This window comes from Caldimonas mangrovi (assembly GCF_023721835.1).
In the GTDB taxonomy this organism is placed as follows: Bacteria; Pseudomonadota; Gammaproteobacteria; order Burkholderiales; family Burkholderiaceae_C; genus Caldimonas; species Caldimonas mangrovi.
Genome location: NZ_JAMKFE010000011.1, coordinates 119,875 through 143,672 on the forward strand (window position 1 = coordinate 119,875; position 23,798 = coordinate 143,672).

Genomic DNA, 23,798 nt, shown 5'->3' on the forward strand with positions numbered 1-23,798 from the left:
CCGCGGGCCGACGCGGCACACCGCCGCTCGGCGGCTGCGCCGGCACCCGCATGGACAGGGCCGGACCGTGACGCAGTTCACCCCTTTTTGGAGCCTGGCGATTACAACATCGATGCCACCGGCTGCGTAACCCTCGTCCTAGGGATTTTTGGCGGCTGCCGCACCCGGCTGCCCCCCTCCGATGGGGGGCAGCGCCGAGCGAACGGCATCGTCGAGCAGGAGCAGGTCGCATGCCAGCCGGGTTGCGGCGCCCTCCGGCACCTCGCGCTGGCGTGTGCCCCACACCGGCTGCGGGAAGTGGCTGTCCCAGTCGAAACGGGCGACCACATGCCAATGCAGATGAGGCACGACATTGCCGAACGATGCCAGGTTGATCTTCGTCGGTGCCAAGATGGCGCGCAGCGTCCGCTCGATCGCCGACACCACGCCCAAGCATTCGTGCTGCTGCGCGACGTCGAGATCGGTCCATTCGGCGACGTGCGCTTGCCAGATCACCCGGTAGAAGGCGGGAAAGTCCGCATCCTCGACCCGCACCACGCGCCAGGCCCCGTGCTGCGCGATCAGCCGGCCGCCGGGCGAACGGCACAGTTCACAATCGGGACGCGCATCGGACGAGGGGACGAAGGAGGGCATGACGGACATGGCAGCACCGGCGGGCAGCAGCGGCAACGGGCCGCCATTATCGGCGCCGCCGGGCGTCGACGGCGACGAGTTCTGGCAGGCGCGGCTGCAGCTCGCACGCAGCGCACTCGCAAGCGCCGACTTCGGCGTTGCGGCCCATCACCTGGACGCCGTGACGCGGTCGCTGCCCGCGGAGCGCCTCGGTGCGTCGATCCGGCTGGGGCACGCGTGCGCCCTGGCGGCAACGGGAGCCCTGCGCGCATCGACCGACGCCGTGCGCAGCATTGCGGCTCCGGCACGCCATGCGCTGGTCCAGGACGAACGCACCGACCGCGCCCTGGCGGAAGTGCTGGCCGTGGGCTGGGACGCACACCAGGTACAGGCCTTGTTGTCGGCCTACGCGATGCGTCAGGGGCGCTGGGAATACCGAGCGCGCTTCATCGAGGCACTGCGCACCGTGGCCGGGCTGCGGGCCGGCGTCCCGCTGCACCGCTCGCTGGTCTTCGACGCGTTCGCCTTCGGCCTGCCCGACGCCCTGATCTCGGCGCTGACCGAACGCTTCGCCGACGATCAGCGCCCGTCCGTCGCCCAGCCTGCAGCGCAAAACACTGCCGAGGCCGGCCGCGGCGAGCGCCGGCTGCGCATCGCCTTGCTGTCCGGCGAATGGCGGCGCCACCCGACCTACTTCCTGCACCGCGACCTGCTGGCCGCGCTCGATCGGCGTCGGCTGCATCTGACCGGCATCTACCTGCACCCGCTGGCCGATCACTACACCGAAGACCTGCGCCGCCTGTGCGACGACTGGCTGCACTGGCCAGGGCAGGATGCCGCCAGCGTGGCCGCCGCCATGCGCGCGCGTGGCTTCGACATCGTCTGGGTGCTCGGCAGCTTCCAGCAGACGCCGGTGGCCGAGGTGCTGGCCCACCGCCCGGCGCCGCTGGCAGTCAATGGTCTGGCGTCCTACTACCCGCACGGTCCGGCGCTGGTCGACTACACCGTGGTCGACCCGATCACCGTGCCGCCCGCGGTGCGACCGCACTGGCACGAGGCCTTGATCGAGCTGCCGGCATCGCCTTTCGTGCTGGGGCCGGTGCTGTCCGAGCAGGCAGCGCCGGTCAGCCGTGCCACGCTCGGTTGGCCCGAGGACCGGCTCATCCTCGCGGCCACGCACCAGCCCTACAAGCTCTCGCCGGAGTGCGCCGACCTGTGGGCCGCGGTGCTGCAGCGCTGCCCGGACGCCATGTTGTGGCGCCTGCAGGCACCGCCGGTCGCCGAAGCGAACTGGCAGCAGGCACTGCACGAGCGCGGCATCGGCTCCGAACGGCAACTGGTGACGCGGCACACGACATGGGTCGAGCACCAGGCACGGCTGGCGCTGGCCGACCTGTTCCTCGACGCCACGCCGATGGGCGGACACACGACGTTGCTCGAGGCCCTGGCGCAAGGTGTCCCGGCCATCACCACGCCAGGCCCCGGGCCCGCCGGCCGGATCGGCCAGGCGCTGCTGGACACGGTCGGGCTGCAAGAAGCCTGCTGCCCCGACAAGGACACCTACGTGGACACCGCAGTCCGCTGGGCCTCGACCCCCTCGATGCGCCAGCGCTGGCGCCAAGTGCTGCAGGCGCACCGCGCCGGCGGCCCCCGGCCCAGCCCGTGCTTCGACCCCGCGCGCCACGCCCGCTGGTGGGAGGCCTTGCTCTTGCACGCATGGCAGCGCCACAGCAGCGGCCTGCCCCCTCGGTCTTTCCAGGTCACTGACTGACCACCAGTGCAAGACCGCATTCGCGCCTCGCAGCGCACAGTCCCGCCCGGGGGCACGAACCAAACAGCGAGTGACGCCGCGGATCCGGCTCCGCCGGTCCGCCAGCGTCGCCCCTTGAGGGGCGGCCGAAGGCCGTAGGGATGGTCCCTACACCAGCACCCGCTCGATGCCGCCGTCGTTCGCCTTCGCGACGTACTGCGGCATCCAGTTTTCGCCGAGGATCTTGCGTGCCATCTCGACCACGATGTAGTCGGCCTCGAGCAGGCCGTTGTCCAGGTCGTTGCCGTAGCGGCTCAGGCCTTGCAGGCAGCTCGGGCAGGACGTGAGGATCTTCACGTTGCCCTGCTCGGGCACCGCGCCGGCCGCGCGCAGCGCCGCTTCGCCTTTGCGCAGTTCTTCTTCCTTGCGGAAGCGCACCTGGGTCGAGATGTCGGGCCGCGTGACGCCCAGCGTGCCCGACTCGCCGCAGCAACGCTCGTTCTTGAGCACCTGCTCACCGACCAGCGCCTTGACGGTCTTCATCGGATCCTGCTGCTTCATCGGGCTGTGGCAGGGGTCGTGGTACAGGTACGCGCCTTTCGTGTCGAGCTTGATGCCCTTTTCGAGCAGGAATTCGTGGATGTCGATGATGCGGCAGCCGGGAAAGATCTTCTCGAACTCGTAACCCTGCAGCTGGTCGTAGCAGGTGCCGCAGCTGACCACCACGGTCTTGATGTCGAGGTAGTTCAGCGTGTTGGCGACACGGTGGAACAGCACCCGGTTGTCGGTGATGATCTTCTCGGCCTTGTCGTACTGGCCGGAGCCGCGCTGCGGGTAGCCGCAGCACAGGTAGCCGGGCGGCAGCACGGTCTGCACGCCGGCATGCCACAGCATCGCCTGCGTCGCCAGCCCCACTTGGGAGAACAGGCGTTCCGAGCCGCAGCCGGGGAAGTAGAACACCGCCTCCGTGTCGCCACTGGTCGTCTTCGGGTTGCGGATGATCGGGACGTAGTTCTTGTCCTCGATGTCGAGCAGCGCGCGCGCCGTCTTCTTGGGAAGCCCGCCCGGCAGCTTCTTGTTGACGAAGTGGATCACCTGCTCCTTGACCGGAGCGGTACCTACCGTGGCGCGCGGCTTCGCCGTCTGCTTTTTCGCCAGCCCGCGCAGCAGGTCGTTCGCCATGCGCTGGGCCTTGAAGCCGATGTCGACCATCGCGGTGCGCGCCAGCTTGATGGTCTGCGGGTTGGTCGCGTTGAGCATCAGCATCGCGGCCTTGTTGCCGGGGCGGAAGCTCTTCTTGCCCATCTTGCGCAGCAGGTTGCGCATGTTCATCGACACGTCGCCGAAGTCGATCTTCACCGGGCAGGGCGTGGCGCACTTGTGGCACACCGTGCAGTGGTCGCCGACGTCCTCGAACTCTTCCCAGTGCTTGATCGACACGCCGCGGCGCGTCTGTTCTTCATAAAGGAAGGCCTCGACCAGCAGCGACGTGGCAAGGATCTTGTTGCGCGGGCTGTACAGCAGGTTGGCGCGCGGCACGTGCGTCGCGCACACCGGCTTGCACTTGCCGCAGCGCAGGCAGTCCTTGATCGAGTCCGAGATCGCGCCGATGTCCGACTGCTGCATGATGATCGACTCATGCCCCATCAGCCCGAAGCTCGGCGTGTAGGCGTTGGTCAGGTCGGCGTACATGCCGGGCTCGCGCATCAGCTTGCCCTTGTTGAAGCGGCCCTGCGGGTCGACCTTGTTCTTGTAGTCGGTGAAGTCGCGGATCTCGTCGTCGGTCAGGAACTCCAGCTTGGTGATGCCGATGCCATGCTCGCCCGAGATCACGCCGTCGAGGTTGCGCGCCAGCTTCATGATGCGGCCGACTGCTTCGTGGGCGGTCTGCAGCATTTCGTAGTTGTCGCTGTTGACCGGGATGTTGGTGTGCACGTTGCCGTCGCCGGCGTGCATGTGCAGCGCCACCCACACGCGGCCGCGCAGCACCTCCTTGTGGATGCGCTTGCACTCGTCGATGATGGGCAGGAAGGACGCGCCGGCGAAGATGCCTTGCAGCGCTTTCAGGATCTGGGTCTTCCACGAGGCGCGCAGGCTGTGGTCCTGCAGCTGGGCGAAGAAGCTGCGGCCCTCGGGCTGCGGCAGGTCGAGCTGCGTCATCCAGCGGTGCCACAGCTCGCGTGTGTCGCGGATCAACGCGATGGCCTGCTGCACACGGTCTTCGAGCAGCTCGGCGCTCGGGATCTCGTTGGCGTCGTCGGACTTGCCCAGCGGCAGGTGGCCGGCGGCGAAGAAGGCTTCCAGCGCGTCGAGCAGCTGCAGCTTGTTGCGCAGCGACAGCTCGATGTTGATGCGCTCGATGCCCTCGGTGTATTCGCCCATGCGCGGCAGCGGAATCACCACGTCTTCGTTGATCTTGAAGGCGTTGGTGTGCTTGGAGATCGCCGCGGTGCGCTTGCGGTCGAGCCAGAACTTCTTGCGGGCGTCGGGCGAGACCGCCACGAAACCCTCGCCGGCGCGGCCGTTGGCCAGGCGCACGACTTCCGAGGTGGCCCGGGCGACGGCGTCCGGGTCGTCGCCAACGATGTCGCCGATCAGCACCATCTTGGGCAGGGTGCCGCGCTTCGACTTGGTCGCGTAGCCGACGGCCTTGAGGTAGCGGTCGTCCAAATGCTCGAGGCCGGCCAGGACGGCACCACCGCGGCGTTGATCGGCGAACATGAAGTCCTTGATCTCGACGATGCTCGGCACCGCGTCCTTGGCGTTGCCGAAAAACTCCAGGCACACGGTTCGCACGTGCGCCGGCATGCGGTGCACGACCCAACGCGCCGACGTGATCAGGCCGTCGCAGCCTTCCTTCTGGATGCCCGGCAGGCCGGCCAGGAACTTGTCGGTCACGTCCTTGCCGAGGCCTTCCTTGCGGAAGGTGCGGCCCGGAATGTCGAGGCGCTCGGTGCGGATCGGCGTCTTGCCGTCGGCCTGGAAGTAGCGCAGCTCGAAGCTCGCCACGTCGACGTCATGGATCTTGCCGAGGTTGTGGTTCAGGCGCACCACTTCCAGCCACTGCGCGTCGGGCGTCACCATCCGCCAGGACGCGAGGTTGTCGAGCGCAGTGCCCCACAGCACCGCCTTCTTGCCACCGGCGTTCATCGCGATGTTGCCGCCGATGCACGAAGCCTCGGCCGAGGTCGGGTCGACCGCGAACACGTGCCCGCCGCGCTCGGCGGCGTCGGCCACGCGCTGCGTCACGACGCCGGCCTCGGTCCAGATCGTCGGCACCGGCTTGTCGAGGCCGGGCAGCGCGACGAACTCGACCTCGGTCATGGTCTCGAGTTTTTCGGTGTTGATGACCGCCGACTGCCACACCAGCGGCACGGCGCCGCCGGTGTAGCCGGTGCCGCCGCCGCGCGGAATGATGGTCAGCCCGAGCTCGATGCAGCCTTTCACCAGCGCGGCCATCTCGGCCTCGCTGTCGGGCGTCAGCACGACGAAGGGGTATTCGACCCGCCAGTCGGTCGCGTCGGTCACATGCGAGACGCGGCTGAGGCCATCGAACTTGATGTTGTCGCGCGCCGTGTGGCGGCCCAGCACCTTGACGGCACGGCGGCGCAGCTCGGCGACCTGGTCGAACTGCTCGGCAAACGCGCGCACCGCGCCGCGGGCTGCGGCCAACAGCTCGCCGACCAGCCCGTCGCGGGTCGAGTCGGTGCCGGGCGTGCGGCGGCGCTCGACCTCGTTGAGCCGGTGGTGCAGCGCGTCGATCAGCAGGCGGCGGCGCTTGGGGTTGTCGAGCAGGTCGTCCTGCAGGTAAGGGTTGCGCTGCACGACCCAGACGTCGCCCAGCACCTCGTAGAGCATGCGCGCGGAGCGACCGGTCTGGCGCTCTTCGCGCAGGCGGTTCAGCACTTCCCAGGCCCGGGGGCCCAGGATGCGGATGACGATCTCGCGGTCGGAAAACGAGGTGTAGTTGTAGGGGATCTCGCGCAGCCGGGGCGCTGCGTGCGCTGCCTGGACGCCGTTCGGGTCGGCAGCGATGTCCTTCAAGGGGAGCGGTGCGTTCATGGGCGCCGGGCGCGGGGGGCCTGTAGGTTTGTAACTGCGCTTAAAACGTGATGGTATCGCAGCGCGTCTCCGCCCCGCCGGCAGGGGGCATCGCCAGGAAAGCGAACGACCGTGCGTATGCCGCCCCTTTGTCCCCTCCAAGTGGGACTAACCCGGTTGTTCCCGGGCCCTCATTTGTGTGAGAAACGGCGCTGTCACAAAACGCCCATAGGCTGCGCGGGTTCTGTTTGTATCAACCCGCGTTTTTCACGGAGTCGTCATGAAACTCAAATCCGTTGCGATGGCCTCGGGCCTCGCTGTCGCCGCCTGGTGCGCCCCCGCTCATGCCCAGACCGAAATCCAGTGGTGGCATGCGATGGGCGGCGCCCTCGGCGAATGGGTCAACGACCTGGCCAAGCAGTTCAACGAGAGCCAGACCGAATACCGCATCGTGCCAACCTTCAAGGGCAGCTACGACGAATCGATGACCGCGGCGGTGGCCGCCTTCCGCGCCGGCAACGCGCCGCACATCCTGCAGGTGTTCGAAGTCGGCACGGCAACGATGATGGCGTCCAAGGGCGCGATCAAGCCGGTCGGCGAAGTGATGAAGGAAGCCGGCCAGAAGTTCGACCCGGCGGCCTACATCCCGGCCGTCGCCGGCTACTACACGGCCCCCAACGGGCAGATGCTGAGCTTCCCGTTCAACAGCTCCACCACCGTCTTCCACTACAACAAGGACGCCTTCAAGGCGGCCGGCCTCGACCCCGAGGCGCCGCCGAAGAGCTGGCCCGAAGTGGCGCTGGCCGCTGCCAAACTCAAGGCCGCCGGCCACAAGTGCCCGTTCACGACCAGCTGGATCAGCTGGACCCAGCTCGAAAGCTTTTCGACCTGGCACAACGTCGAGTTCGCGACCCAGAAGAACGGCTTCGGCGGCACCGGCGCGCGCCTGTCGTTCAACTCGCCGCTGCACGTGCGCCACTTCGAGAACCTGGCCAACATGGCCAAGCAGGGGCTGTTCGTCTACAAGGGCCGCGGCAACGCGGCCGACGGCACCTTCGTCTCGGGCGAGTGCGCCATGATCACCGGTTCCTCGGGTCTGTACGGCAACATCAAGCGCAACGCGAAGTTCGCCGCCGCCACCTCGGCACTGCCCTACTACCCGGACGTGCCCGGCTCGCCGCAGAACACCATCATCGGCGGCGCCAGCTTGTGGGTGATGGGCGGCAAGAAGCCGGCCGAGTACAAGGGCGTCGCGCAGTTCTTCGCCTTCCTGTCCAAGCCTGAAGTCGCCGCGGCCAGCCACCAGCGCACCGGCTATCTGCCGGTCACGCTCGGCTCGTACGAGCTGACCGAGAAGAGCGGCTTCTACAAGCAGAACCCGGGCACCGACGTCGCCGTCACGCAGATGATCCGCAAGACCACCGACAGGTCGCGCGGCATCCGCCTGGGCAACTTCGTGCAGATCCGCACCATCATCGACGAGGAGACCGAGCAGATCTGGGGGGGGCGCAAGTCGGCCCAGGAAGCGCTGGACGCTGCGGTGAAGCGCGGCAACGAACAGCTCGAACGTTTCCAGAAGTCGGCCAAGCTCTGACCTCGGCCCCCTGACCCGCGCCGCCCTCCCCTTACCCCGGGGAGGGTGTTCGCCTTTCTGACGAGACCGCGATCCGGTCTGTCGCACACATGGAAAAACGCGTCCGTTTCCGCTCGACCTGGCTGCCCTGGGTGCTGATCGCGCCACAGATGGCCATCGTGCTGGTGTTCTTCTTCTGGCCCGCTGCACAGGCGCTCTACCAGAGCGTGCTGCAACAGGACGCCTTCGGCATCTCGGTCGAATACGTCGGCGCCGAGAATTTCGAGCGCCTGTTCGCCGACTCCACCTATGTCGAGTCGTTCAAGACCACCGCGCTGTTCTCGGTGCTGGTGGCCGTGTGCGGGCTGTCGGTGGCGCTGCTGCTGGCGGTGATGGCCGATCGCGTCGTGCGCGGGGCATCTTTCTACAAGACGCTGCTGATCTGGCCGTATGCAGTTGCGCCAGCGGTCGCGGGCGTGCTGTGGCTGTTCCTGTTCGCGCCGTCGATCGGTGTGGTCAGCCACGCACTGCAGGCGTTCGGCGTCGAGTGGAACCACCTGCTCGATGGCGGCGATGCCATGGCGCTGATCGTCATTGCCGCCGTGTGGAAGCAGATCTCATACAACTTCCTGTTCTTCCTGGCGGGGCTGCAGGCCATCCCGCGATCGCTGGTCGAGGCCGCGGCGATCGACGGCGCGCGGCCCTGGCGGCGTTTCTGGACCATCGTGTTCCCGCTGCTGTCGCCCACCACCTTCTTCCTGCTGGTGATCAACGTGGTGTATGCCTTCTTCGACACCTTCGCGATCGTCGACGCGGCAACCCAGGGCGGCCCCGGCAAGGACACCGCCATCCTGGTCTACAAGCTGTACTACGACGGCTTCAAGGCGCTCGACATGGGCGGCTCGGCGGCGCAATCGGTGGTGCTGATGCTCATCGTCATCGCGTTGACGGTCGTGCAGTTCCGCTATATCGAGAAGAAGGTGAACTATTGACCCCCCCTACGGCCTGCGGCCGCCCCCCCAGGGGGCGACGCTGGTGGACCGGCAAAGCCGGATCCACGGCGTCACTCGGCAAAGCCGCTCGTGGTAGCGCGGCCTGCAAGGCACACCGATGGACCGGCGGAGCCGGATCCATGGTGTCACTCGAGAAAGCGCTTGCGGCGGCGCGGCAGTGAAGGCATGGATGAAATGACTGGAGTCTTACGTGGTTGAACGGCGTCCTGCATTGACGGTGCTGTCGCACCTGGTCCTGATCCTGGGGGTGCTGATCGTCGCCTTTCCGGTCTACGTGACCTTCGTCGCGTCGACGCAGACCGCCGAGCAGATCGCGCAGAGCCGGCCACTGTCGCTGGTGCCGGGCGATCACATGGTGGACACCTATACCCGCGCCTTCTTCGGCGGCAAGGGCGACTACGGCAGCACCAAGGCGCCGGTGGGCCGCATGCTGTGGGTCAGTTTCGTGATGGCCATCGCCATTGCGCTCGGCAAGATCGCGATCTCGCTGCTGTCGGCCTTCGCGGTGGTGTACTTCCGCTTCCCGCTGCGCACGCTGTGCTTCTGGATGATCTTCATCACGCTGATGCTGCCGGTGGAGGTGCGCATCGGGCCCACCTACGAGGTGGTCAGCGACCTCGGCATGCTGAACACCTACGCCGGCCTGACCGTGCCGTTGATCGCCTCGGCCACCGCGACCTTCCTGTTCCGGCAGTTCTTCCTGACGGTGCCCGACGAACTGGTGGAAGCGGCGCGCATCGACGGCGCCGGGCCGATGCGCTTCTTCAAGGATGTGCTGGTGCCGCTGTCGGCGACGTCGATCGCGGCGTTGTTCGTGATCCAGTTCATCTACGGCTGGAACCAGTACCTGTGGCCGCTGCTGGTGACGACCAGCGAAGACATGACGCCGATCGTGATGGGCATCAAGCGCCTGGTCGCCGGCGAGTCGTACACCGAATGGAACGTGGTCATGGCGACCGCGATGCTGGCCATGGTGCCGCCTGCGCTGGTGGTGCTGTTGATGCAGAAGTGGTTCGTCAAGGGCCTCGTCGATTCCGAAAAATAAACCTCCTACTTCTTCCATGGCATCCATCTCCCTGCGCAAGGTCGTCAAGCGCTACGGCACCGGCCCGAAGGCCAACCCCGTCATCCACGGCGTCGACGCCGAGATCGCCGACGGCGAGTTCATCGTGATCGTCGGCCCGTCGGGCTGCGGCAAGTCGACCCTGCTGCGCATGGTGGCCGGGCTCGAAGAGATCAGCGACGGCGAGATCGCGATCGGCCCGCGCGTCGTCAACGAGCTGGAGCCGTCGGAGCGAGACATCGCGATGGTGTTCCAGAACTACGCGCTCTATCCGCACATGAGCGTGTACGACAACATGGCCTACGGCCTGAAGATCCAGCGGCTGCCGCTCGAGCAGATCCGCCAGCGCGTCGAGAAGGCGGCCGGCATCCTGGAGCTGGGCCACCTGCTCGAACGCAAGCCGCGGCAGTTGTCGGGCGGCCAGCGCCAGCGGGTCGCGATGGGGCGTGCCATCGTGCGCGAGCCGCAGGTCTTCCTGTTCGACGAGCCGCTGTCCAACCTGGATGCCAAGCTGCGCGTGCAGACCCGGCTGGAGATCCAGAAGCTGCACCGCGAGCTGGGCATCACGTCGCTGTTCGTCACGCACGACCAGGTCGAGGCGATGACGCTGGCGCAACGCATGATCGTGATGAACGCCGGCCGCATGGAGCAGTTCGGCACGCCGGATGAGGTCTACGCGCGCCCAGCCACCACCTTCGTCGCCGGCTTCATCGGCTCGCCACCGATGAACCTGCTCGAAGGCGCGCTCGAGGGCCACCGATTCATCAGCGGGACGACCTCGCTCGAGCTGCCGGCCGACGCCGCAGGGCCGTCGGGCCCGGCAATCCTCGGCATACGCCCCGAACACCTGTCGCTGCACGAAGGAGGCTGGCCGCTGACGGTCGAAATGGTCGAGGTGCTCGGCGCCGAACGGCTCGTTTATGCCAAGCTCGGCCCCTGGACACTGATCCTGCGCACCGACGACTCGCAACTGCGCCCCGAGATCGGCCAGACGCTGCACGTGCGTCCGCATGCGGGCAAACTGCACTGGTTCGACGCCCAAACACATGCCCGCATCGAGCCGGCCCGATGAACGCTGCGCCCTGGCCGTACCCCTTGTGGATCGCCCACCGCGGCGCCGGCAAGCTGGCGCCGGAGAACACGCTGGCCGCCTTCCGGGAAGGTGCTGCGTACGGCTATCGCATGTTCGAATGCGACGTGAAGCTCAGCGCCGACGGCCAGCTGTTCCTGCTGCACGATGCCACGCTGCAGCGCACCACCGACGCGCAAGGCATCGCCGGTGAACGGCCCTGGAGCGAGTTGTGCCGCCTGGATGCCGGCAGCTGGCACAGCCGGCGCTATGCCGGTGAGCCGCTGCCGACGTTCGACGCCGTGGCACGCTACGTGCTGCGCAACGGCTTTCACCTGAACATCGAGATCAAGCCCACGCCCGGGCAGGAAGCCGCCACCGGCGCCGCCGTCGCACAGGCCTGCACGCGCCTGTGGCAGGGCCATCCCACCACGCCGGCCAGCTGGCCGCTGCTGACGTCGTTCAAACCCGCCGCACTGCACGCCGCGCGGGCTGCCGGGCCGGATCTGCCGCGCGGGTTGCTGCTCGACCACTGGTGGGACGGCTGGCGCGACGAAGCACGGGCACTGGGCTGCACTGCCGTCGTTGCGCACTGGGCCATGCTCGACGCTACCTCCATTGCAGAGGTGCACGCGCTCGGCTGCCGGGCCCTGGCCTACACCGTCAACGACCCCTGCGAAGCCGATCGCCTGCTGCGCGCAGGCATCGACGGGCTGATCACCGACGCGGTCGATCGTTTCTCGCCTGGCGAGACGATGCTCGACTGACCACACCGGCAGGGGTCGTTTTAGCGCATCGCAGGAGCACGGGCGCGGGCCTATACCCGCGCGCCACGGTGTCGTCAATGCGCCGCGGCTGGACGAGCGCTGCAGCCCATGTCTTAATCGACCTTCGTGAGGGATTTCGCGGTGGGCCGACAAGCCGCAGATGCAGCTGCCCGCAGCCAAGGCGATCGACATGCGCATGACGGCCCGGCCCGCCCTGCACGCCCACTTCGACCCGCGCCGTGCCGCCCTGTGGCTCGCGGTGTGCTGGTGGGTCCTGGTGGCGGCCTGGCCCGCCAACGGCCGGGCAGCGCCCGGCACGGTGAGCGTCGTCACCATCGAAGGCGCCATCGGCCCGGCCACCGCCGAACACGTGCGCCGCGGGCTCGACCATGCCGCGCGCGACCGCCATCGCCTGGTCGTGCTGGCCATGGACACCCCCGGCGGGCTCGACACCTCGATGCGGCAGATCATCAAGGCCATCCTCGCCTCGGAAGTACCGGTCGCCGGCTACGTGTCGCCCAGCGGCGCCCGCGCCGCCAGCGCCGGCACCTACATCCTGTATGCCAGCCATGTGGCCGCGATGGCCCCCGGCACCAACCTCGGCGCGGCCACGCCGGTGCAGATCGGCGGCTCGCCGCAGCGCGACGAGGGCCCGGTGCCGGGCCGCGATCCCGCCCCCTCGGGCAGCGCAGCGGAGAAGCCGCCGGCCGGCTCCGCCAGCACACGCAAGCAGGTCAACGACGCCGTGGCCTACATCCGGGGCCTGGCCGACATGCGCGGGCGCAATGCCGAATGGGCCGAGCGCGCAGTGCGCGAAGCGGTCAGCCTGCCGGCGACCGAGGCGCAGCAGCTCAAGGTGATCGACCTCGTCGCGCGCGACCTGCAGGCGCTGCTCGAACAACTGGACGGCCGCACCGTCAATGTGCTGGGCCACGACACCCGGCTCGAGACCGCCGGCGCCGCCATCGTGCAACACGAGGCCGATTGGCGCGTGCGCCTGCTCTCCGCGATCACCGACCCAAGCGTTGCGCTAATGCTGATGATGATCGGCATCTACGGCCTGTTCTTCGAGTTCTACAACCCCGGCGTCGGCGTGCCCGGCGTGCTGGGCGGCATCTGCCTGCTGCTGGCGCTGTATGCGCTGCAGTTGCTGCCCGTCAACTACGCCGGGTTGGCGCTCATCGCGCTGGGCGTCGCCTTCATGGCGGCAGAGGCCTTCGCGCCGAGCTTCGGGGTGCTCGGCATCGGCGGGGCGGTGGCCTTCACGATCGGCGCGGTGATCCTGATCGACACCGAAGCGCCGGGCTTCGGCATCCCGTTCGGGCTGATCGTCGGGCTGGCCGGCGTCAGCGCCCTGTTCGTCGCAGCCCTCACCGGCATGGCGTTGAAAGCACGGCGGCGTGCGGTGGTCAGCGGCGACGAGGCGCTGCCCGGCAGCGTGATCGAAGTGCTGCAAGCCGGCGAGGACGGCGCGTGGGCGTTGTACGCCGGCGAGCGCTGGCGCGTGTGCAGCGACGCCCGGCTGCAGCCGGGCCAGAAGGTGCGCGTGCTCTCGCGGCAAGGACTGGTGCTGCACGTCGCTCCTCTCGACACCCCCCCTCAACCCCCAGGAGGCTGAACATGTTCATGAACTTCGGTTTCGGCGGCATCGTGATCCTCGCGCTGATCGCCTTGCTGGTCTCGGCGCTGCGCATCCTGCGCGAGTACGAGCGCGGTGTCGTGTTCCAACTCGGCCGGTTCTGGAAGGTCAAGGGCCCGGGCCTGATCTTCGTGATCCCCGGCATCCAGCAGATGGTGCGCGTGGACCTGCGTACGCTGGTGCTCGACGTGCCCAAGCAGGACGTGATCTCGCGCGACAACGTCTCGGTGCAGGTCAATGCGGTCGTCTATTTCCGCGTCGTCGACCCGCAGAAGGCCATCATCCAGGTCGAGAACTACGGCGTTGCCACCAGCCAGCTCGCGCAGACCACCTTGCGCGCCGTGCTCGGCAAGCACGAACTCGACGAGATGCTGGCCGAGCGGGAGCGGCTCAACGTCGACATCCAGCAGGTGCTCGACGCGCAGACCGACGCCTGGGGCATCAAGGTCGCCAACGTCGAGATCAAGCACGTCGACCTCGACGAGTCGATGGTGCGCGCCATCGCGCGCCAGGCCGAGGCCGAGCGGGAACGGCGCGCCAAGGTGATCCACGCGGAAGGCGAGCTGCAGGCGTCGGAAAAGCTGATGCAGGCGGCCGAGATGCTGGGGCGTCAGTCCGGCGCGATGCAGCTGCGCTACATGCAGACGCTGGGCACCATCGCGCACGACAAGACCAATACCATCGTGTTCCCGATGCCGGTGGACCTGCTGGCCGGGCTGGTGGAGGCGATCAAGCCCAAGGCACCGTAGGCGCTCACCCGGGAAACGCCCAGACCAGCGCCAACGTCAGCACGAGGTAGCGCAGCCACTTGCCGATCGCCATGTAGAGCACGCAGGGCCAGAACGGCAGCTTGAGCCAGCCGGCCACCGCGCACAGCGGGTCGCCGACGAGGGGTAGCCACGACAGCAGGCACGCACGCGGGCCGAAGCGTTCCAGCCAGCCGAGCAGCCGGTGCTGCATAGGGCGCTGGTGGGTGATCCGCTCGTAGGCGAGTTCGGCGCCGTAGCCCATCCACCACGAGATCGCGCCGCCCAACGTGTTGCCGGCGGTGGCCACCAAGACGCCGGGCCATAGCATCGACGGGTTCAAGGTCACCAGCCCGTACAGCGCCGGCTCCGACCCCAGCGGCAGCAAGGTGGCCGAGACCAGCGCAACGACGAACAGCGTGCTCAAGCCCACTTCCGGCAGCGCCAGCAGATCGAGCAGTTCGTGCAGCCAGACGTCCATGGCCGGGCATTATCGCGATGCGCCGCCGGGCCGGATGGCAAGCCGCGGCATGGGCTGAGCAGCTACCACAACCACACCATCGGTACCCCTGAACGAGGGTCACCGCATTTCGCTGGCTGAAAGATGCAGCCGCTATACTCTGCCTCCTTTTTCAGCACACCCGCTCCCCAGGTTTTCCATGCGCATCGGCCCGTTCGAACTGCCGAACCCGCTTTTCGTCGCGCCCATGGCCGGGGTGACGGACCGCCCGTTCCGCCAGCTGTGCAAGCGGCTCGGCGCGGGCTATGCGGTCAGCGAGATGGTGACCTCGCGCCGCGAGCTGTGGAACAGCCTGAAGACGTCGCGCCGCGCCAACCACGAAGGCGAGTCGGCCCCCATCGCCGTGCAGATCGCCGGCACCGAGCCCATCATGATGGCCGAAGCCGCCGCCTACAACATCGACCGCGGCGCGCAGATCATCGACATCAACATGGGCTGCCCGGCCAAGAAGGTGTGCAACAAGTGGGCCGGCTCGGCACTGATGCAGGACGAGGCACTCGCCACGCGCATCGTCGAGGCGGTGGTCACCGCCTGCGCGCCGCACCGCGTGCCGGTCACGCTGAAGATGCGCACCGGCTGGTGCCAGCAGCACAAGAATGCCCTGACGATCGCGCGCGCGGCCGAAGCGGCGGGCGTGGCCATGGTGACCGTGCACGGGCGCACGCGCGAGCAGGGCTACAAGGGCCAGGCCGAATACGACACCATCGCCGCGGTCAAGGCCGCGTTGCGCATCCCCGTGGTCGCCAACGGCGACATCGCGTCGCCCGAGCAGGCGCGCGAGGTGCTGCAGCGCACCGGCGCCGACGCGCTGATGATCGGCCGCGCCGCGCAGGGCCGGCCGTGGATCTTCCGTGAAATTGCGCACTACCTCGCCACCGGCACCTATCTGGAGGCACCGCTGGTGCGCGACGTGCGCGGCTGGCTGGTCGAGCACCTGCACGACCATTACGCGCTGTACGGCGAATTCACCGGCGTGCGCACCGCGCGCAAGCACATCGGCTGGTACGTGCGCGGCCTGCCCGGCGGCGAGGACTTTCGCCGCACGATGAACACCCTGGAAAGCAGCGAGCAGCAGCTGCTCGCCGTCAACGACTACTTCGATCAACTGGCCGCGTCGCATGCCCGCCTGCCCGAGCCGCAGGCCGCTGCCGACGACGCCCTGACCCTGGAAGCCGCATGAGCAAGAAGAACATCGAAGAGTGCATCCGCACGAGCCTGGAGACCTACTTCAAGGACTTGCGCGGCGAGGAACCGCACTCGATGTACGACATGATCATCCACGTCGTCGAGAAGCCGCTGCTGGAAACCGTGATGCAGCACGCCGACGGCAACCAGTCGCGCGCTGCCGAATGGCTGGGCATCAACCGCAACACGCTGCGACGCAAGCTGGTGGAGCACAAACTGATCAAATGAGACCACCCCCTACGGCCTTCGGCCGCCCCCTCGAGGGGGCGACGCTGGCGGACCGGCGGAGCCGGATCCGCGGCGTCACTCGGATTGGATCGCGTCATGCCAAACCGGGTTGCGTGTCGAAAAGCGCCGAGGACGGATTGAACAGATTTTTGAGAACCGAGGCCACGAACATGCAAGCCCTGCTTTCCGTTTCCGACAAGACCGGTGTGGTCGAACTCGCCCAGTCGCTCCATGCGCTGGGCATCAAGCTGCTGTCCACCGGGGGCACGGCCAAGCTGCTGGCTGAAAAAGGCCTGCCGGTGACGGAAGTGGCCGAGGTGACCGGCTTTCCGGAAATGCTGGACGGCCGCGTGAAGACGCTGCACCCGCGCATCCACGGCGGCCTGCTGGCGCGGCGTGACCTGCCGGAGCACATGGCGGCGCTGAAAAGCCACGGCATCGGCACCATCGACCTGCTGATCGTCAACCTGTACCCGTTCAGGCAGGCGACCGCACGGCCCGACTGCACGCTGGACGACGCGATCGAGAACATCGACATCGGCGGCCCGGCGATGCTGCGCGCGGCCGCGAAGAACTGGCAGGACGTGGCCGTCGTGATCGACCCGAGCGACTACGAGCGGGTGCTGACCGAGCTGAAGGCCGGCAAGATCGAGCGCAACACCAAGTTCATGCTGGCGAAGAAGGTGTTCGCGCACACCGCCGCCTACGACGGCATGATCACCAACTACCTCACCGCGCTGGAAGCGGGCGCCGAGAACGCGACGGCCGACGTGCCCCAACGCGCCGAGTACCCGGCGGTGTTCAACCTGCAGCTGCACAAGACGCAGGACATGCGCTACGGCGAGAACCCGCACCAGAGCGCCGGCTTCTACCGCGATGCCGCGCCGGTGGCCGGCAGCCTGGCGCATTACCGCCAGCTGCAGGGCAAGGAGCTGTCGTACAACAACATCGCCGACGCCGACGCCGCCTGGGAATGCGTGAAAACCTTCGACGCCCCCGCCTGCGTGATCATCAAGCACGCCAACCCCTGTGGCGTGGCGGTGGCCGGCAACGCGGCCGAAGCGTATGCCAAGGCCTTCAAGACCGACTCCACCTCGGCCTTCGGCGGCATCATCGCCTTCAACCAGACCATGGACCGCGCCGCCGCCGAACTGGTGGCCAAGCAGTTCGTCGAAGTGCTGATCGCCCCGAGCTACACGCCCGAGGCATTGGAGGTCTTCAAGGCCAAGCAGAACGTGCGCCTGCTGCAAGTGCCGCTCGCGCGCGACCCCAACCCGTTCGACCTGAAGCGCGTGGGCGGCGGCGTGCTGCTGCAGTCGGCCGACGCGAAGAACGTGGCGGCCAGCGAGCTGCGCGTGGTCACGAGCAAGCAGCCGACGCACGAACAGATGCAGGACCTGCTGTTCGCGTGGAAGGTGGCCAAGTTCGTCAAGAGCAACGCCATCGTGTTCTGTGCCGGCGGCATGACGCTGGGCGTGGGGGCCGGCCAGATGAGCCGCATCGACTCGGCCCGCATCGCGTCGATCAAGGCCGAGAACGCCGGCCTGACGCTGCAGGGCTCGGCCGTGGCCAGCGACGCCTTCTTCCCATTCCGCGACGGGCTGGACGTCGTGTGCGACGCCGGTGCGACCTGCGTGATCCAGCCGGGCGGCAGCATGCGCGACGACGAGGTGATCGCCGCGGCCAACGAGCGCGGCATTGCCATGGTCTTCACCGGCACGCGCCATTTTCGGCACTGACCACCCCCTACGCGCTTCGCGCGCCCCCTCAAGGGGGCGCCACCGGTGGACCGGCGAAGCCGGATCCACGGTGGCCGCTGGACAACACCATGCCGGTGCCCCCGTGCAGAGGGACCCGCTAACATCGCGCGCATGACGCTGCCCGAGGCCGCCGGCCTGCTCCTTTCGTTCGTCGCCCGCCTGATCACCGGCGCGCAGGGCCACTGGCACGGCTCGGTGCCGAAAGCCGAGCAGCGCATCTACTTCGCCAACCACCAGAGCCACCTCGACTGGGTGCTGATCTGGTGTTCGCTGCCGTCGGAGCTGCGCTCGCAGACGCGGCCGATCGCCGCGAAGGACTACTGGACGTCGACGCCGTTCAAGCACTGGATCACGCGCGAGATCTTCAATGCCGTCTACGTGAACCGCCAGCGCACCGACGACCAAGACCCGCTGGAGCCGCTGGCAGAAGCGCTGAAAAACGGTGACTCGCTGGTGATCTTCCCGGAAGGCACGCGCAGCAACCTCGACGAGCCGCAACCGTTCAAGTCGGGGCTGTACCACCTGGCCCAGCAGTTCCCCGAGGTGCAATTGATTCCCGCCTGGATCGACAACGTGCAGCGCGTGATGCCCAAGGGCGAGGTGGTGCCGGTGCCCATCCTGTGCTCGGTGACTTTCGGCGCGCCCATGCAATTGCAGCCTGGTGAGGACAAGCGCGCCTTCCTGGAACGGGCCCGCGAGGCCGTGGTGGCGCTGCGCCGCATCGAGAGGGCCGCCTGATGTTCAAGCAAATGCGTGCCTGGGACGCCAGCGACCAGATCGCGCTGCTGTTCGTGATCGTGTTCGGCATCCTGAGCCTGGCCACCTTGCTGGGCGTGGTGATGAGCCTGAAGGCCGACGACGAGGCCCGCACCGCGCGCGCCGATCGCTTCAAGAAGCAGCTGCAGACCTCGTGGATCATGGTCACGCTGTTCTGGGTCGCCTGGATCGCCGGCACCGCCGTCTCGGTGCTGCTGTTCGGGCTGGTGTCGTTTCTGGCGCTGCGCGAGTTCATCACGCTGGCCCACACCCGGCGCGGCGACCACCGCGGCCTGATCGTCGCCTTTTTCGTGGTGCTGCCGGTGCAGTACTACCTGGTGGGGTCGCGTCACTTCGACCTGTTCTCGGTGTTCGTGCCGGTCTACGTGTTCTTCGCGATCCCCGTCATCAGCGCGCTGGCCAACGACCCCGAGCGCTTTCTCGAGCGCAACGCCAAGATCCAGTGGGGGATCATGGTCTGCGTGTACGGCCTGAGCCATGCGCCGGCGCTGCTGCTGCTCGACTTCCCGAAGTACGAAGAGCGCGGCGCCTTTTTGCTGTTCTTTCTGGTGATGGTCGTGCAATCGTGCATGGTGCTGCAGGCCTATGTCGCGCGACACTACGCGCTGAAAGCCGTGGCACCGCGCATCAGCAATTCGTTCTCTTGGCGCGGGGCCCTCAACGGCGTGTTCGGCGGCAGCGTGATCGGCGCCTTCCTGTACTGGATCACGCCGTTCAAGGCCGGCCAGGCCTTCGCGATGGCGCTGATCGCCTGCGCGGCCGGCACCCTGGGCCATTTCGTGATGAAGGCATTGAAGAAGGACGCGGGCGTGCACTCGTTCGGCAACGAAGGCCGGTTGGTGACCGGCGCCGTCGGCCTGCTCGACCGCGTGGCCGCGATCTGCTTCGCCGCGCCGGTCTTCTTCCATTCCGTGCGCTGGTACTTTGAACTGTGAGAGACCACCCCGAAGCGCCTGCGGCGCTCCCCTCAAGGGGCGCCACCAGCGGACCGGCAAAGCCGGATCCGCGGTGGCCGCTCGGATGGCGCCGCATCATGCGAACAGGGGCGGCCACATGCGAGTTCTAGGCATCGACCCCGGCCTGCAGACCACCGGCTTCGGCCTGGTGGACGTGGAAGGGTCGCACCTGCACTACGTCGCCAGCGGCACCATCAGGACGCGCGACGCGGCGCAGGGCGACCTGCCCGGCCGGCTGAAGATCATCTTCGACGGCGTGCGCGAGGTGGTGGGCCGCTACGAGCCCACCGTCGCGTCGGTCGAGATCGTCTTCGTCAACGTCAACCCCCAATCGACGCTGCTGCTGGGCCAGGCGCGCGGTGCTGCCCTGGCGGGGCTGGTGAGCTGCCAGCTTGCCGTCAACGAATACACCGCGCTGCAGATGAAAAAGGCCATCACCGGCCACGGCCTGGCCCGCAAGGAGCAGATCCAGGAGATGGTGGCGCGGCTGCTGAAGCTGCCCGGCCTGCCGAGCAAGGACGCGGCCGACGCGCTGGGCATCGCGATCTGCCATGCGCATGCGGGGACGTCGTTCGCAGCGGTGGCCAAGGCGGGCGGCACACTGAACCGGCGCACGCATGCGCAGTTCAAGGGGGGGCGGTCGTACTGACCTGATCACTTCACCGGCGCACCGTCCTTGAACCAGCGCGCGATCAGCCCGCGCTCCTCGTCCGTCATGCCGGTCGCATTGTTCAGCGGCATGGTGCGCTGAACAACCGACTGCTGAAACACTGCCTGTGCATGCCGCGCCAGCAGCTCCGGCGTGTGCAGCGCCACGTTCTTGTTCTGCAGCTGCGCGTTGTGGCACATCACGCAGCGCTGGTCGATCACGGCACGCACCTGCGTGTAGGTGGGCGCAGCCCCTTCCATCGCCGCTGACGATGGACTGTGCCGCGGCGTCAACCACGCCGCCACACCGGCCAGCAACACCGCCCCAGCGATCGCCGCGCGCCAGGGCGCCCGCACGCCCTGCGCCCGCGCGCGGTGCCGCGCCACGAACGAGTGCCGGATCAACGCACCAGCCAGCATTGCCAGCACCAGCACCAACCAGTTGTGCTGGTGCCCGTAGGCAAAGCCGTAGTGGTTGCTGAGCATCGAGAACAGCACCGGCAGCGTGAAGTAGGTGTTGTGCACGCTGCGCTGCTTGCCGCGCTTGCCGTGGACGGGGTCGACCGGCTGGCCGGCCTTCATTTGCGCGATCACCTTGCGCTGGCCGGGGATGATCCAGAAGAACACGTTGGCGCTCATCGCGGTGGCGATCATGGCGCCGACCAGCAGGAAAGCGGCGCGGCCGGCGAACAGCTGGCAGGCCAGCCACGACGCGAACACGATGGCCGCGAACACGAGCACGCCGACGATGAGGTCGCCACGGACGCGCTGGCCGAAGAGGCGGCAGATGGCGTCGTAGACGAGCCAGAAGGCGACCAGGAAGCCGAGCGCGGCGGCCACCGCGGCACCGGCCGACCAGTCGTGCACGCTCTTGTCGACCAGGAAGCTGCCGGCATTGAACAGGTACAGCACCGTGAACAGGCCGAAACCGGTCAGCCAGGTGGAGTAGCTTTCCCAGTAGAACCAGTGCAGGTGCTCGGGCAGTTGCCTCGGCGCGACCAGGTACTTCTGCGGGTGGTAGAAACCACCGCCGTGCACGGCCCACAGCTCGCCGTCGACGCCCTTGGCCTTCAGGTCGGGCGCGGTGGGCGGCGTGAGGCTGTTGTCGAGGAAAACGAAGTAGAACGAAGAGCCGACCCACGCGATGGCGGTGATCACGTGCGCCCAGCGCAGCAGCAGGTTGGCCCAGTCGAGCAGGTAGGTGTCCATGCATCAACTCTCGAAGTGGCCTGGTTAGGGCCGGTTCACCTTACCACTGCGGGCTCTGTAAGGAGGATCGTCGCAACCGGTGTTGTCACCGGGCGCCGCGGCGACGAATGACGGTCAACTGCCGCGATAGGTGGAATACGACCACGGGCTCGCCAGCAGCGGCACGTGATAGTGCTGCGCGGCGTCTGCGATGCCGAACTCGATGGGCACCTCGTCGAGGAAAGGCGGCTCGGGCAACGCCACCCCGCGCTGGCTGAAGTAAGCCGCGACCGAGAACACCAGGCGGTAGCGCCCCGGCTGCAAGGCCGCGTCTTCGAGCAGCGGCCCGTCGGCCCGGCCGTCGGCATTCAACACCAGCGCCTTCAGCGGCACCGGCGCCGCACCGTCGCCCAGCCGGTACAGCCGCACCGCCATGCCCGCCGCCGGACAACCGTGCATCGTGTCGAGTACGTGTGTGGTGAGCTTGCCCATCGTGAGCCCGGCCGCGCCGAGAAAGGTTTTGCAATCGCCGGCAAAGTGTATACAGTTTCGCGTACACATCAAGCAGCTTGTTGTTCCCACTTCCTGCCATGCCGCGCCCGCCTGCCCGCACGACCGCAAAGCCCGCCCCCGCCGTGTCGGCCGCGGCCGTGGGCAGCACCACGCAGCGCATCGTCGCATCCATCACCACCGCGATCGTCGAGCGCCGACTGATGCCGGGCACCAAGCTGGCCGAGCAGAAGATCGCCGACATCTTCAAGGTGTCGCGCACGGTGGTGCGGCAGGCCCTGAACCAGCTCAGCCGCGACAAGCTGGTGACGCTGGAGCCGGCGCGCGGCGCCTTCGTGGCCCGACCCAGCGTCGAGGAAGCGCGCCAGGTGTTCGAGGTGCGCAACATGCTGGAATCGGTGATGGTGCGGCGGCTCGCCGCCGGCGTCACGCCGGCGCAGGTGGCGCAGCTGCGCGAGCACCTGAAGCGCGAGCAGGCCGCGGTGCAGCGCACCGACGTGTCCGGCCGCACCCGGTTGCTGGCCGACTTTCATGTGGTGCTGGCGCGGCTGCTGGGCAACGAGGTGCTGGCCGACATCCTGCAGGACCTGGTGTCACGCAGTTCGCTGATCTCGCTGATGTACCAGTCGGCCCACTCGGCCGAGCATTCCTTCGAAGAGCATGTCGCCATCGTCGACGCGCTGGAACGCGGCGACGCGCGCGCTGCCGTGCGCCTGATGGCCAGCCACCTCGACCACGTCGAGCGCAACCTGCGCCTCGACCCGCGCGTGCCCGACCTTGAAGCGGCCTTGACCGCGCCATGAGGACGACATGACCCGCTACCCCCGCGACCTGATCGGCTACGGCGAACACCCGCCTCATGCGCAATGGCCCGGCCAGGCGCGCATCGCGGTGCAGTTCGTCCTGAACTACGAAGAAGGCGCCGAGAACTCGGTGCTGCATGGCGACACGGGCAGCGAGCAGTTCCTCAGCGAGATGTTCAACCCGGCCGCCTACCCGGCACGGCACCTGAGCATGGAGTCGATCTACGAATACGGCTCGCGCGTGGGGGTGTGGCGCATCCTGCGCGAATTCGAGCAGCGCGCGCTGCCGCTGACGGTGTTCGGCGTGTCGATGGCGCTGGAGCGTCACCCCGAGGTGACCCAGGCTTTCGTCGAGCTGGGCCACGAGATCGCGTGCCACGGCTGGCGCTGGATCCACTACCAGAACACCGACGAGGCCACCGAGCGCGCGCACCTGCGGCGCGGCGTCGAGATCATCGAGCGACTGACGGGCGAGCTGCCGCTGGGCTGGTACACCGGCCGCGACAGCCCCAACACGCGCCGCCTGGTGGCCGAGCACGGCGGCTTCGAGTACGACAGCGACCACTACGGCGACGACCTGCCGTTCTGGCTGCAGGTGCGCTGCAGCGACGGCACGCTGGCGCCGCACCTGGTGGTGCCCTACACGCTGGACACCAACGACATGCGCTTTTCGCTGCCGCAGGGCTTTGCGCATGGCGACGACTTCTACACCTACCTGCGCGACAGTTTCGACGTGCTGTACGCCGAAGGCGACGAGGCGCCGAAGATGATGTCGATCGGCATGCACTGCCGGCTGCTGGGGCGGCCGGGGCGCTTCAAGGCCCTGCAGCGCTTTCTCGACCATGTCGAGTCGCACGACCGCGTGTGGGTGACGCGGCGCATCGACATCGCCCGGCACTGGAAGCAGGTGCATCCCTACAACGCCGAGACCGCATTTCTTTGGGAGTGAG

General features: G+C 67.8%; 21 protein-coding genes. 16 read left to right on the forward strand and 5 right to left on the reverse strand.

Going from position 1 to position 23,798, the window contains the following annotated elements:
• Window positions 1-138: 138 nt before the first annotated feature.
• Complete coding sequence (locus M8A51_RS17645; protein ID WP_251779840.1) at window positions 139-642, reverse strand: HIT family protein; 504 nt, start codon at window positions 640-642, stop codon at window positions 139-141.
• On the opposite strand from M8A51_RS17645, the gene M8A51_RS17650 reads away from it, so the two are divergent.
• Window positions 632-2,383 (forward strand): O-linked N-acetylglucosamine transferase family protein, encoded by a 1,752-nt coding sequence (locus M8A51_RS17650; RefSeq protein WP_251779841.1) that lies wholly within the window; start codon window positions 632-634, stop codon window positions 2,381-2,383. The genes M8A51_RS17645 and M8A51_RS17650 overlap by 11 nt on opposite strands.
• A gap of 147 nt (window positions 2,384-2,530) precedes the next feature.
• Here M8A51_RS17650 and M8A51_RS17655 read toward each other — a convergent pair whose 3' ends face one another.
• Window positions 2,531-6,424 carry a DUF3683 domain-containing protein gene (locus tag M8A51_RS17655; RefSeq protein ID WP_251779842.1) on the reverse strand — a complete coding sequence of 1,298 codons (3,894 nt, stop codon included), beginning with the start codon at window positions 6,422-6,424 and terminating at the stop codon, window positions 2,531-2,533.
• A 259-nt stretch (window positions 6,425-6,683) separates the two neighbouring features.
• On the opposite strand from M8A51_RS17655, the gene ugpB reads away from it, so the two are divergent.
• From ugpB to M8A51_RS17690, 7 genes are all read left to right on the forward strand, one after another.
• Window positions 6,684-7,997 carry a sn-glycerol-3-phosphate ABC transporter substrate-binding protein UgpB gene (gene ugpB, locus M8A51_RS17660; protein WP_251779843.1) on the forward strand — a complete coding sequence of 438 codons (1,314 nt, stop codon included), beginning with the start codon at window positions 6,684-6,686 and terminating at the stop codon, window positions 7,995-7,997.
• An 89-nt stretch (window positions 7,998-8,086) separates the two neighbouring features.
• On the forward strand, window positions 8,087-8,968 hold the full coding sequence (gene ugpA / locus M8A51_RS17665) for a sn-glycerol-3-phosphate ABC transporter permease UgpA (RefSeq protein ID WP_251779844.1): 882 nt from the start codon (window positions 8,087-8,089) through the stop codon (window positions 8,966-8,968).
• A 211-nt stretch (window positions 8,969-9,179) separates the two neighbouring features.
• Window positions 9,180-10,034 carry a sn-glycerol-3-phosphate ABC transporter permease UgpE gene (gene ugpE / locus M8A51_RS17670; RefSeq protein ID WP_251779845.1) on the forward strand — a complete coding sequence of 285 codons (855 nt, stop codon included), beginning with the start codon at window positions 9,180-9,182 and terminating at the stop codon, window positions 10,032-10,034.
• A gap of 16 nt (window positions 10,035-10,050) precedes the next feature.
• Window positions 10,051-11,124 (forward strand): sn-glycerol-3-phosphate import ATP-binding protein UgpC, encoded by a 1,074-nt coding sequence (locus M8A51_RS17675; protein WP_251779846.1) that lies wholly within the window; start codon window positions 10,051-10,053, stop codon window positions 11,122-11,124.
• Window positions 11,121-11,888 carry a glycerophosphodiester phosphodiesterase gene (ugpQ, locus tag M8A51_RS17680; protein WP_251779847.1) on the forward strand — a complete coding sequence of 256 codons (768 nt, stop codon included), beginning with the start codon at window positions 11,121-11,123 and terminating at the stop codon, window positions 11,886-11,888. Before M8A51_RS17675 ends, ugpQ begins: the two co-directional genes overlap by 4 nt.
• Window positions 11,889-12,048: 160 nt before the next feature.
• Window positions 12,049-13,506, forward strand: coding sequence for an NfeD family protein (locus M8A51_RS17685; RefSeq protein ID WP_251779848.1), 1,458 nt, complete (start codon window positions 12,049-12,051; stop codon window positions 13,504-13,506).
• Window positions 13,507-13,508: 2 nt separating this feature from the next.
• On the forward strand, window positions 13,509-14,276 hold the full coding sequence (locus tag M8A51_RS17690) for a slipin family protein (protein WP_251779849.1): 768 nt from the start codon (window positions 13,509-13,511) through the stop codon (window positions 14,274-14,276).
• A 4-nt stretch (window positions 14,277-14,280) separates the two neighbouring features.
• On the opposite strand, the gene M8A51_RS17695 is transcribed toward M8A51_RS17690, so the two are convergent.
• Entirely contained in the window at window positions 14,281-14,754 is a 474-nt protein-coding gene (locus M8A51_RS17695) for a YqaA family protein (protein WP_251779850.1), read from the reverse strand.
• A 178-nt stretch (window positions 14,755-14,932) separates the two neighbouring features.
• Here M8A51_RS17695 and dusB point away from each other — a divergent pair, with 178 nt between their 5' ends.
• The 6 genes from dusB to ruvC all read left to right on the forward strand — a co-directional run bounded on the left by dusB (window position 14,933) and on the right by ruvC (window position 20,348).
• The gene (dusB, locus tag M8A51_RS17700) at window positions 14,933-15,973 is read left to right on the forward strand and encodes a tRNA dihydrouridine synthase DusB (RefSeq protein WP_251779851.1); all 1,041 of its coding nucleotides are present in this window, start codon (window positions 14,933-14,935) and stop codon (window positions 15,971-15,973) included.
• The gene (locus M8A51_RS17705; protein ID WP_251779852.1) at window positions 15,970-16,206 is read left to right on the forward strand and encodes a Fis family transcriptional regulator; all 237 of its coding nucleotides are present in this window, start codon (window positions 15,970-15,972) and stop codon (window positions 16,204-16,206) included. The genes dusB and M8A51_RS17705 overlap by 4 nt, the downstream gene beginning before the upstream one ends.
• Before the next feature lie 170 nt (window positions 16,207-16,376).
• Window positions 16,377-17,945, forward strand: coding sequence for a bifunctional phosphoribosylaminoimidazolecarboxamide formyltransferase/IMP cyclohydrolase (gene purH, locus M8A51_RS17710; RefSeq protein WP_251779853.1), 1,569 nt, complete (start codon window positions 16,377-16,379; stop codon window positions 17,943-17,945).
• A 132-nt stretch (window positions 17,946-18,077) separates the two neighbouring features.
• On the forward strand, window positions 18,078-18,704 hold the full coding sequence (locus M8A51_RS17715; protein WP_251779854.1) for a lysophospholipid acyltransferase family protein: 627 nt from the start codon (window positions 18,078-18,080) through the stop codon (window positions 18,702-18,704).
• The gene (locus M8A51_RS17720) at window positions 18,704-19,678 is read left to right on the forward strand and encodes a phosphatidate cytidylyltransferase (RefSeq protein WP_251779855.1); all 975 of its coding nucleotides are present in this window, start codon (window positions 18,704-18,706) and stop codon (window positions 19,676-19,678) included. Before M8A51_RS17715 ends, M8A51_RS17720 begins: the two co-directional genes overlap by 1 nt.
• Window positions 19,679-19,796: 118 nt before the next feature.
• Window positions 19,797-20,348 (forward strand): crossover junction endodeoxyribonuclease RuvC, encoded by a 552-nt coding sequence (ruvC, locus tag M8A51_RS17725; protein WP_251779856.1) that lies wholly within the window; start codon window positions 19,797-19,799, stop codon window positions 20,346-20,348.
• Between the two features lie 5 nt (window positions 20,349-20,353).
• Here the strand turns inward: ruvC and M8A51_RS17730 are convergent, their stop codons facing one another.
• Entirely contained in the window at window positions 20,354-21,556 is a 1,203-nt protein-coding gene (locus tag M8A51_RS17730; RefSeq protein WP_251779857.1) for a urate hydroxylase PuuD, read from the reverse strand.
• A gap of 114 nt (window positions 21,557-21,670) precedes the next feature.
• Window positions 21,671-22,027, reverse strand: a complete 357-nt coding sequence (gene uraH, locus M8A51_RS17735; protein ID WP_251779858.1) for a hydroxyisourate hydrolase — start codon at window positions 22,025-22,027, stop codon at window positions 21,671-21,673.
• Window positions 22,028-22,125: 98 nt separating this feature from the next.
• On the opposite strand from uraH, the gene M8A51_RS17740 reads away from it, so the two are divergent.
• Window positions 22,126-22,848, forward strand: a complete 723-nt coding sequence (locus M8A51_RS17740) for a GntR family transcriptional regulator (RefSeq protein ID WP_407062250.1) — start codon at window positions 22,126-22,128, stop codon at window positions 22,846-22,848.
• A 7-nt stretch (window positions 22,849-22,855) separates the two neighbouring features.
• Window positions 22,856-23,797 (forward strand): allantoinase PuuE, encoded by a 942-nt coding sequence (gene puuE, locus M8A51_RS17745; protein ID WP_251779860.1) that lies wholly within the window; start codon window positions 22,856-22,858, stop codon window positions 23,795-23,797.
• The last annotated feature ends 1 nt before the right edge of the window (window position 23,798 follow it).

Excerpts from the sequence above, each read along its gene's own strand:
- M8A51_RS17650 (WP_251779841.1), top strand. The coding sequence starts at position 632 with ATGACGGACATGGCAGCACCGGCGGGCAGCAGCGGCAACGGGCCGCCA.
- M8A51_RS17645 (WP_251779840.1), bottom strand. The coding sequence starts at position 642 with ATGTCCGTCATGCCCTCCTTCGTCCCCTCGTCCGATGCGCGTCCCGAT.
- M8A51_RS17655 (WP_251779842.1), bottom strand. The coding sequence starts at position 6,424 with ATGAACGCACCGCTCCCCTTGAAGGACATCGCTGCCGACCCGAACGGC.
- ugpB (WP_251779843.1), top strand. The coding sequence starts at position 6,684 with ATGAAACTCAAATCCGTTGCGATGGCCTCGGGCCTCGCTGTCGCCGCC.
- ugpA (WP_251779844.1), top strand. The coding sequence starts at position 8,087 with ATGGAAAAACGCGTCCGTTTCCGCTCGACCTGGCTGCCCTGGGTGCTG.
- M8A51_RS17675 (WP_251779846.1), top strand. The coding sequence starts at position 10,051 with ATGGCATCCATCTCCCTGCGCAAGGTCGTCAAGCGCTACGGCACCGGC.
- ugpQ (WP_251779847.1), top strand. The coding sequence starts at position 11,121 with ATGAACGCTGCGCCCTGGCCGTACCCCTTGTGGATCGCCCACCGCGGC.
- M8A51_RS17685 (WP_251779848.1), top strand. The coding sequence starts at position 12,049 with ATGCAGCTGCCCGCAGCCAAGGCGATCGACATGCGCATGACGGCCCGG.
- M8A51_RS17690 (WP_251779849.1), top strand. The coding sequence starts at position 13,509 with ATGTTCATGAACTTCGGTTTCGGCGGCATCGTGATCCTCGCGCTGATC.
- M8A51_RS17695 (WP_251779850.1), bottom strand. The coding sequence starts at position 14,754 with ATGGACGTCTGGCTGCACGAACTGCTCGATCTGCTGGCGCTGCCGGAA.
- dusB (WP_251779851.1), top strand. The coding sequence starts at position 14,933 with ATGCGCATCGGCCCGTTCGAACTGCCGAACCCGCTTTTCGTCGCGCCC.
- M8A51_RS17705 (WP_251779852.1), top strand. The coding sequence starts at position 15,970 with ATGAGCAAGAAGAACATCGAAGAGTGCATCCGCACGAGCCTGGAGACC.
- purH (WP_251779853.1), top strand. The coding sequence starts at position 16,377 with ATGCAAGCCCTGCTTTCCGTTTCCGACAAGACCGGTGTGGTCGAACTC.
- M8A51_RS17715 (WP_251779854.1), top strand. The coding sequence starts at position 18,078 with ATGACGCTGCCCGAGGCCGCCGGCCTGCTCCTTTCGTTCGTCGCCCGC.
- M8A51_RS17720 (WP_251779855.1), top strand. The coding sequence starts at position 18,704 with ATGTTCAAGCAAATGCGTGCCTGGGACGCCAGCGACCAGATCGCGCTG.
- ruvC (WP_251779856.1), top strand. The coding sequence starts at position 19,797 with ATGCGAGTTCTAGGCATCGACCCCGGCCTGCAGACCACCGGCTTCGGC.
- M8A51_RS17730 (WP_251779857.1), bottom strand. The coding sequence starts at position 21,556 with ATGGACACCTACCTGCTCGACTGGGCCAACCTGCTGCTGCGCTGGGCG.
- uraH (WP_251779858.1), bottom strand. The coding sequence starts at position 22,027 with ATGGGCAAGCTCACCACACACGTACTCGACACGATGCACGGTTGTCCG.
- M8A51_RS17740 (WP_407062250.1), top strand. The coding sequence starts at position 22,126 with ATGCCGCGCCCGCCTGCCCGCACGACCGCAAAGCCCGCCCCCGCCGTG.
- puuE (WP_251779860.1), top strand. The coding sequence starts at position 22,856 with ATGACCCGCTACCCCCGCGACCTGATCGGCTACGGCGAACACCCGCCT.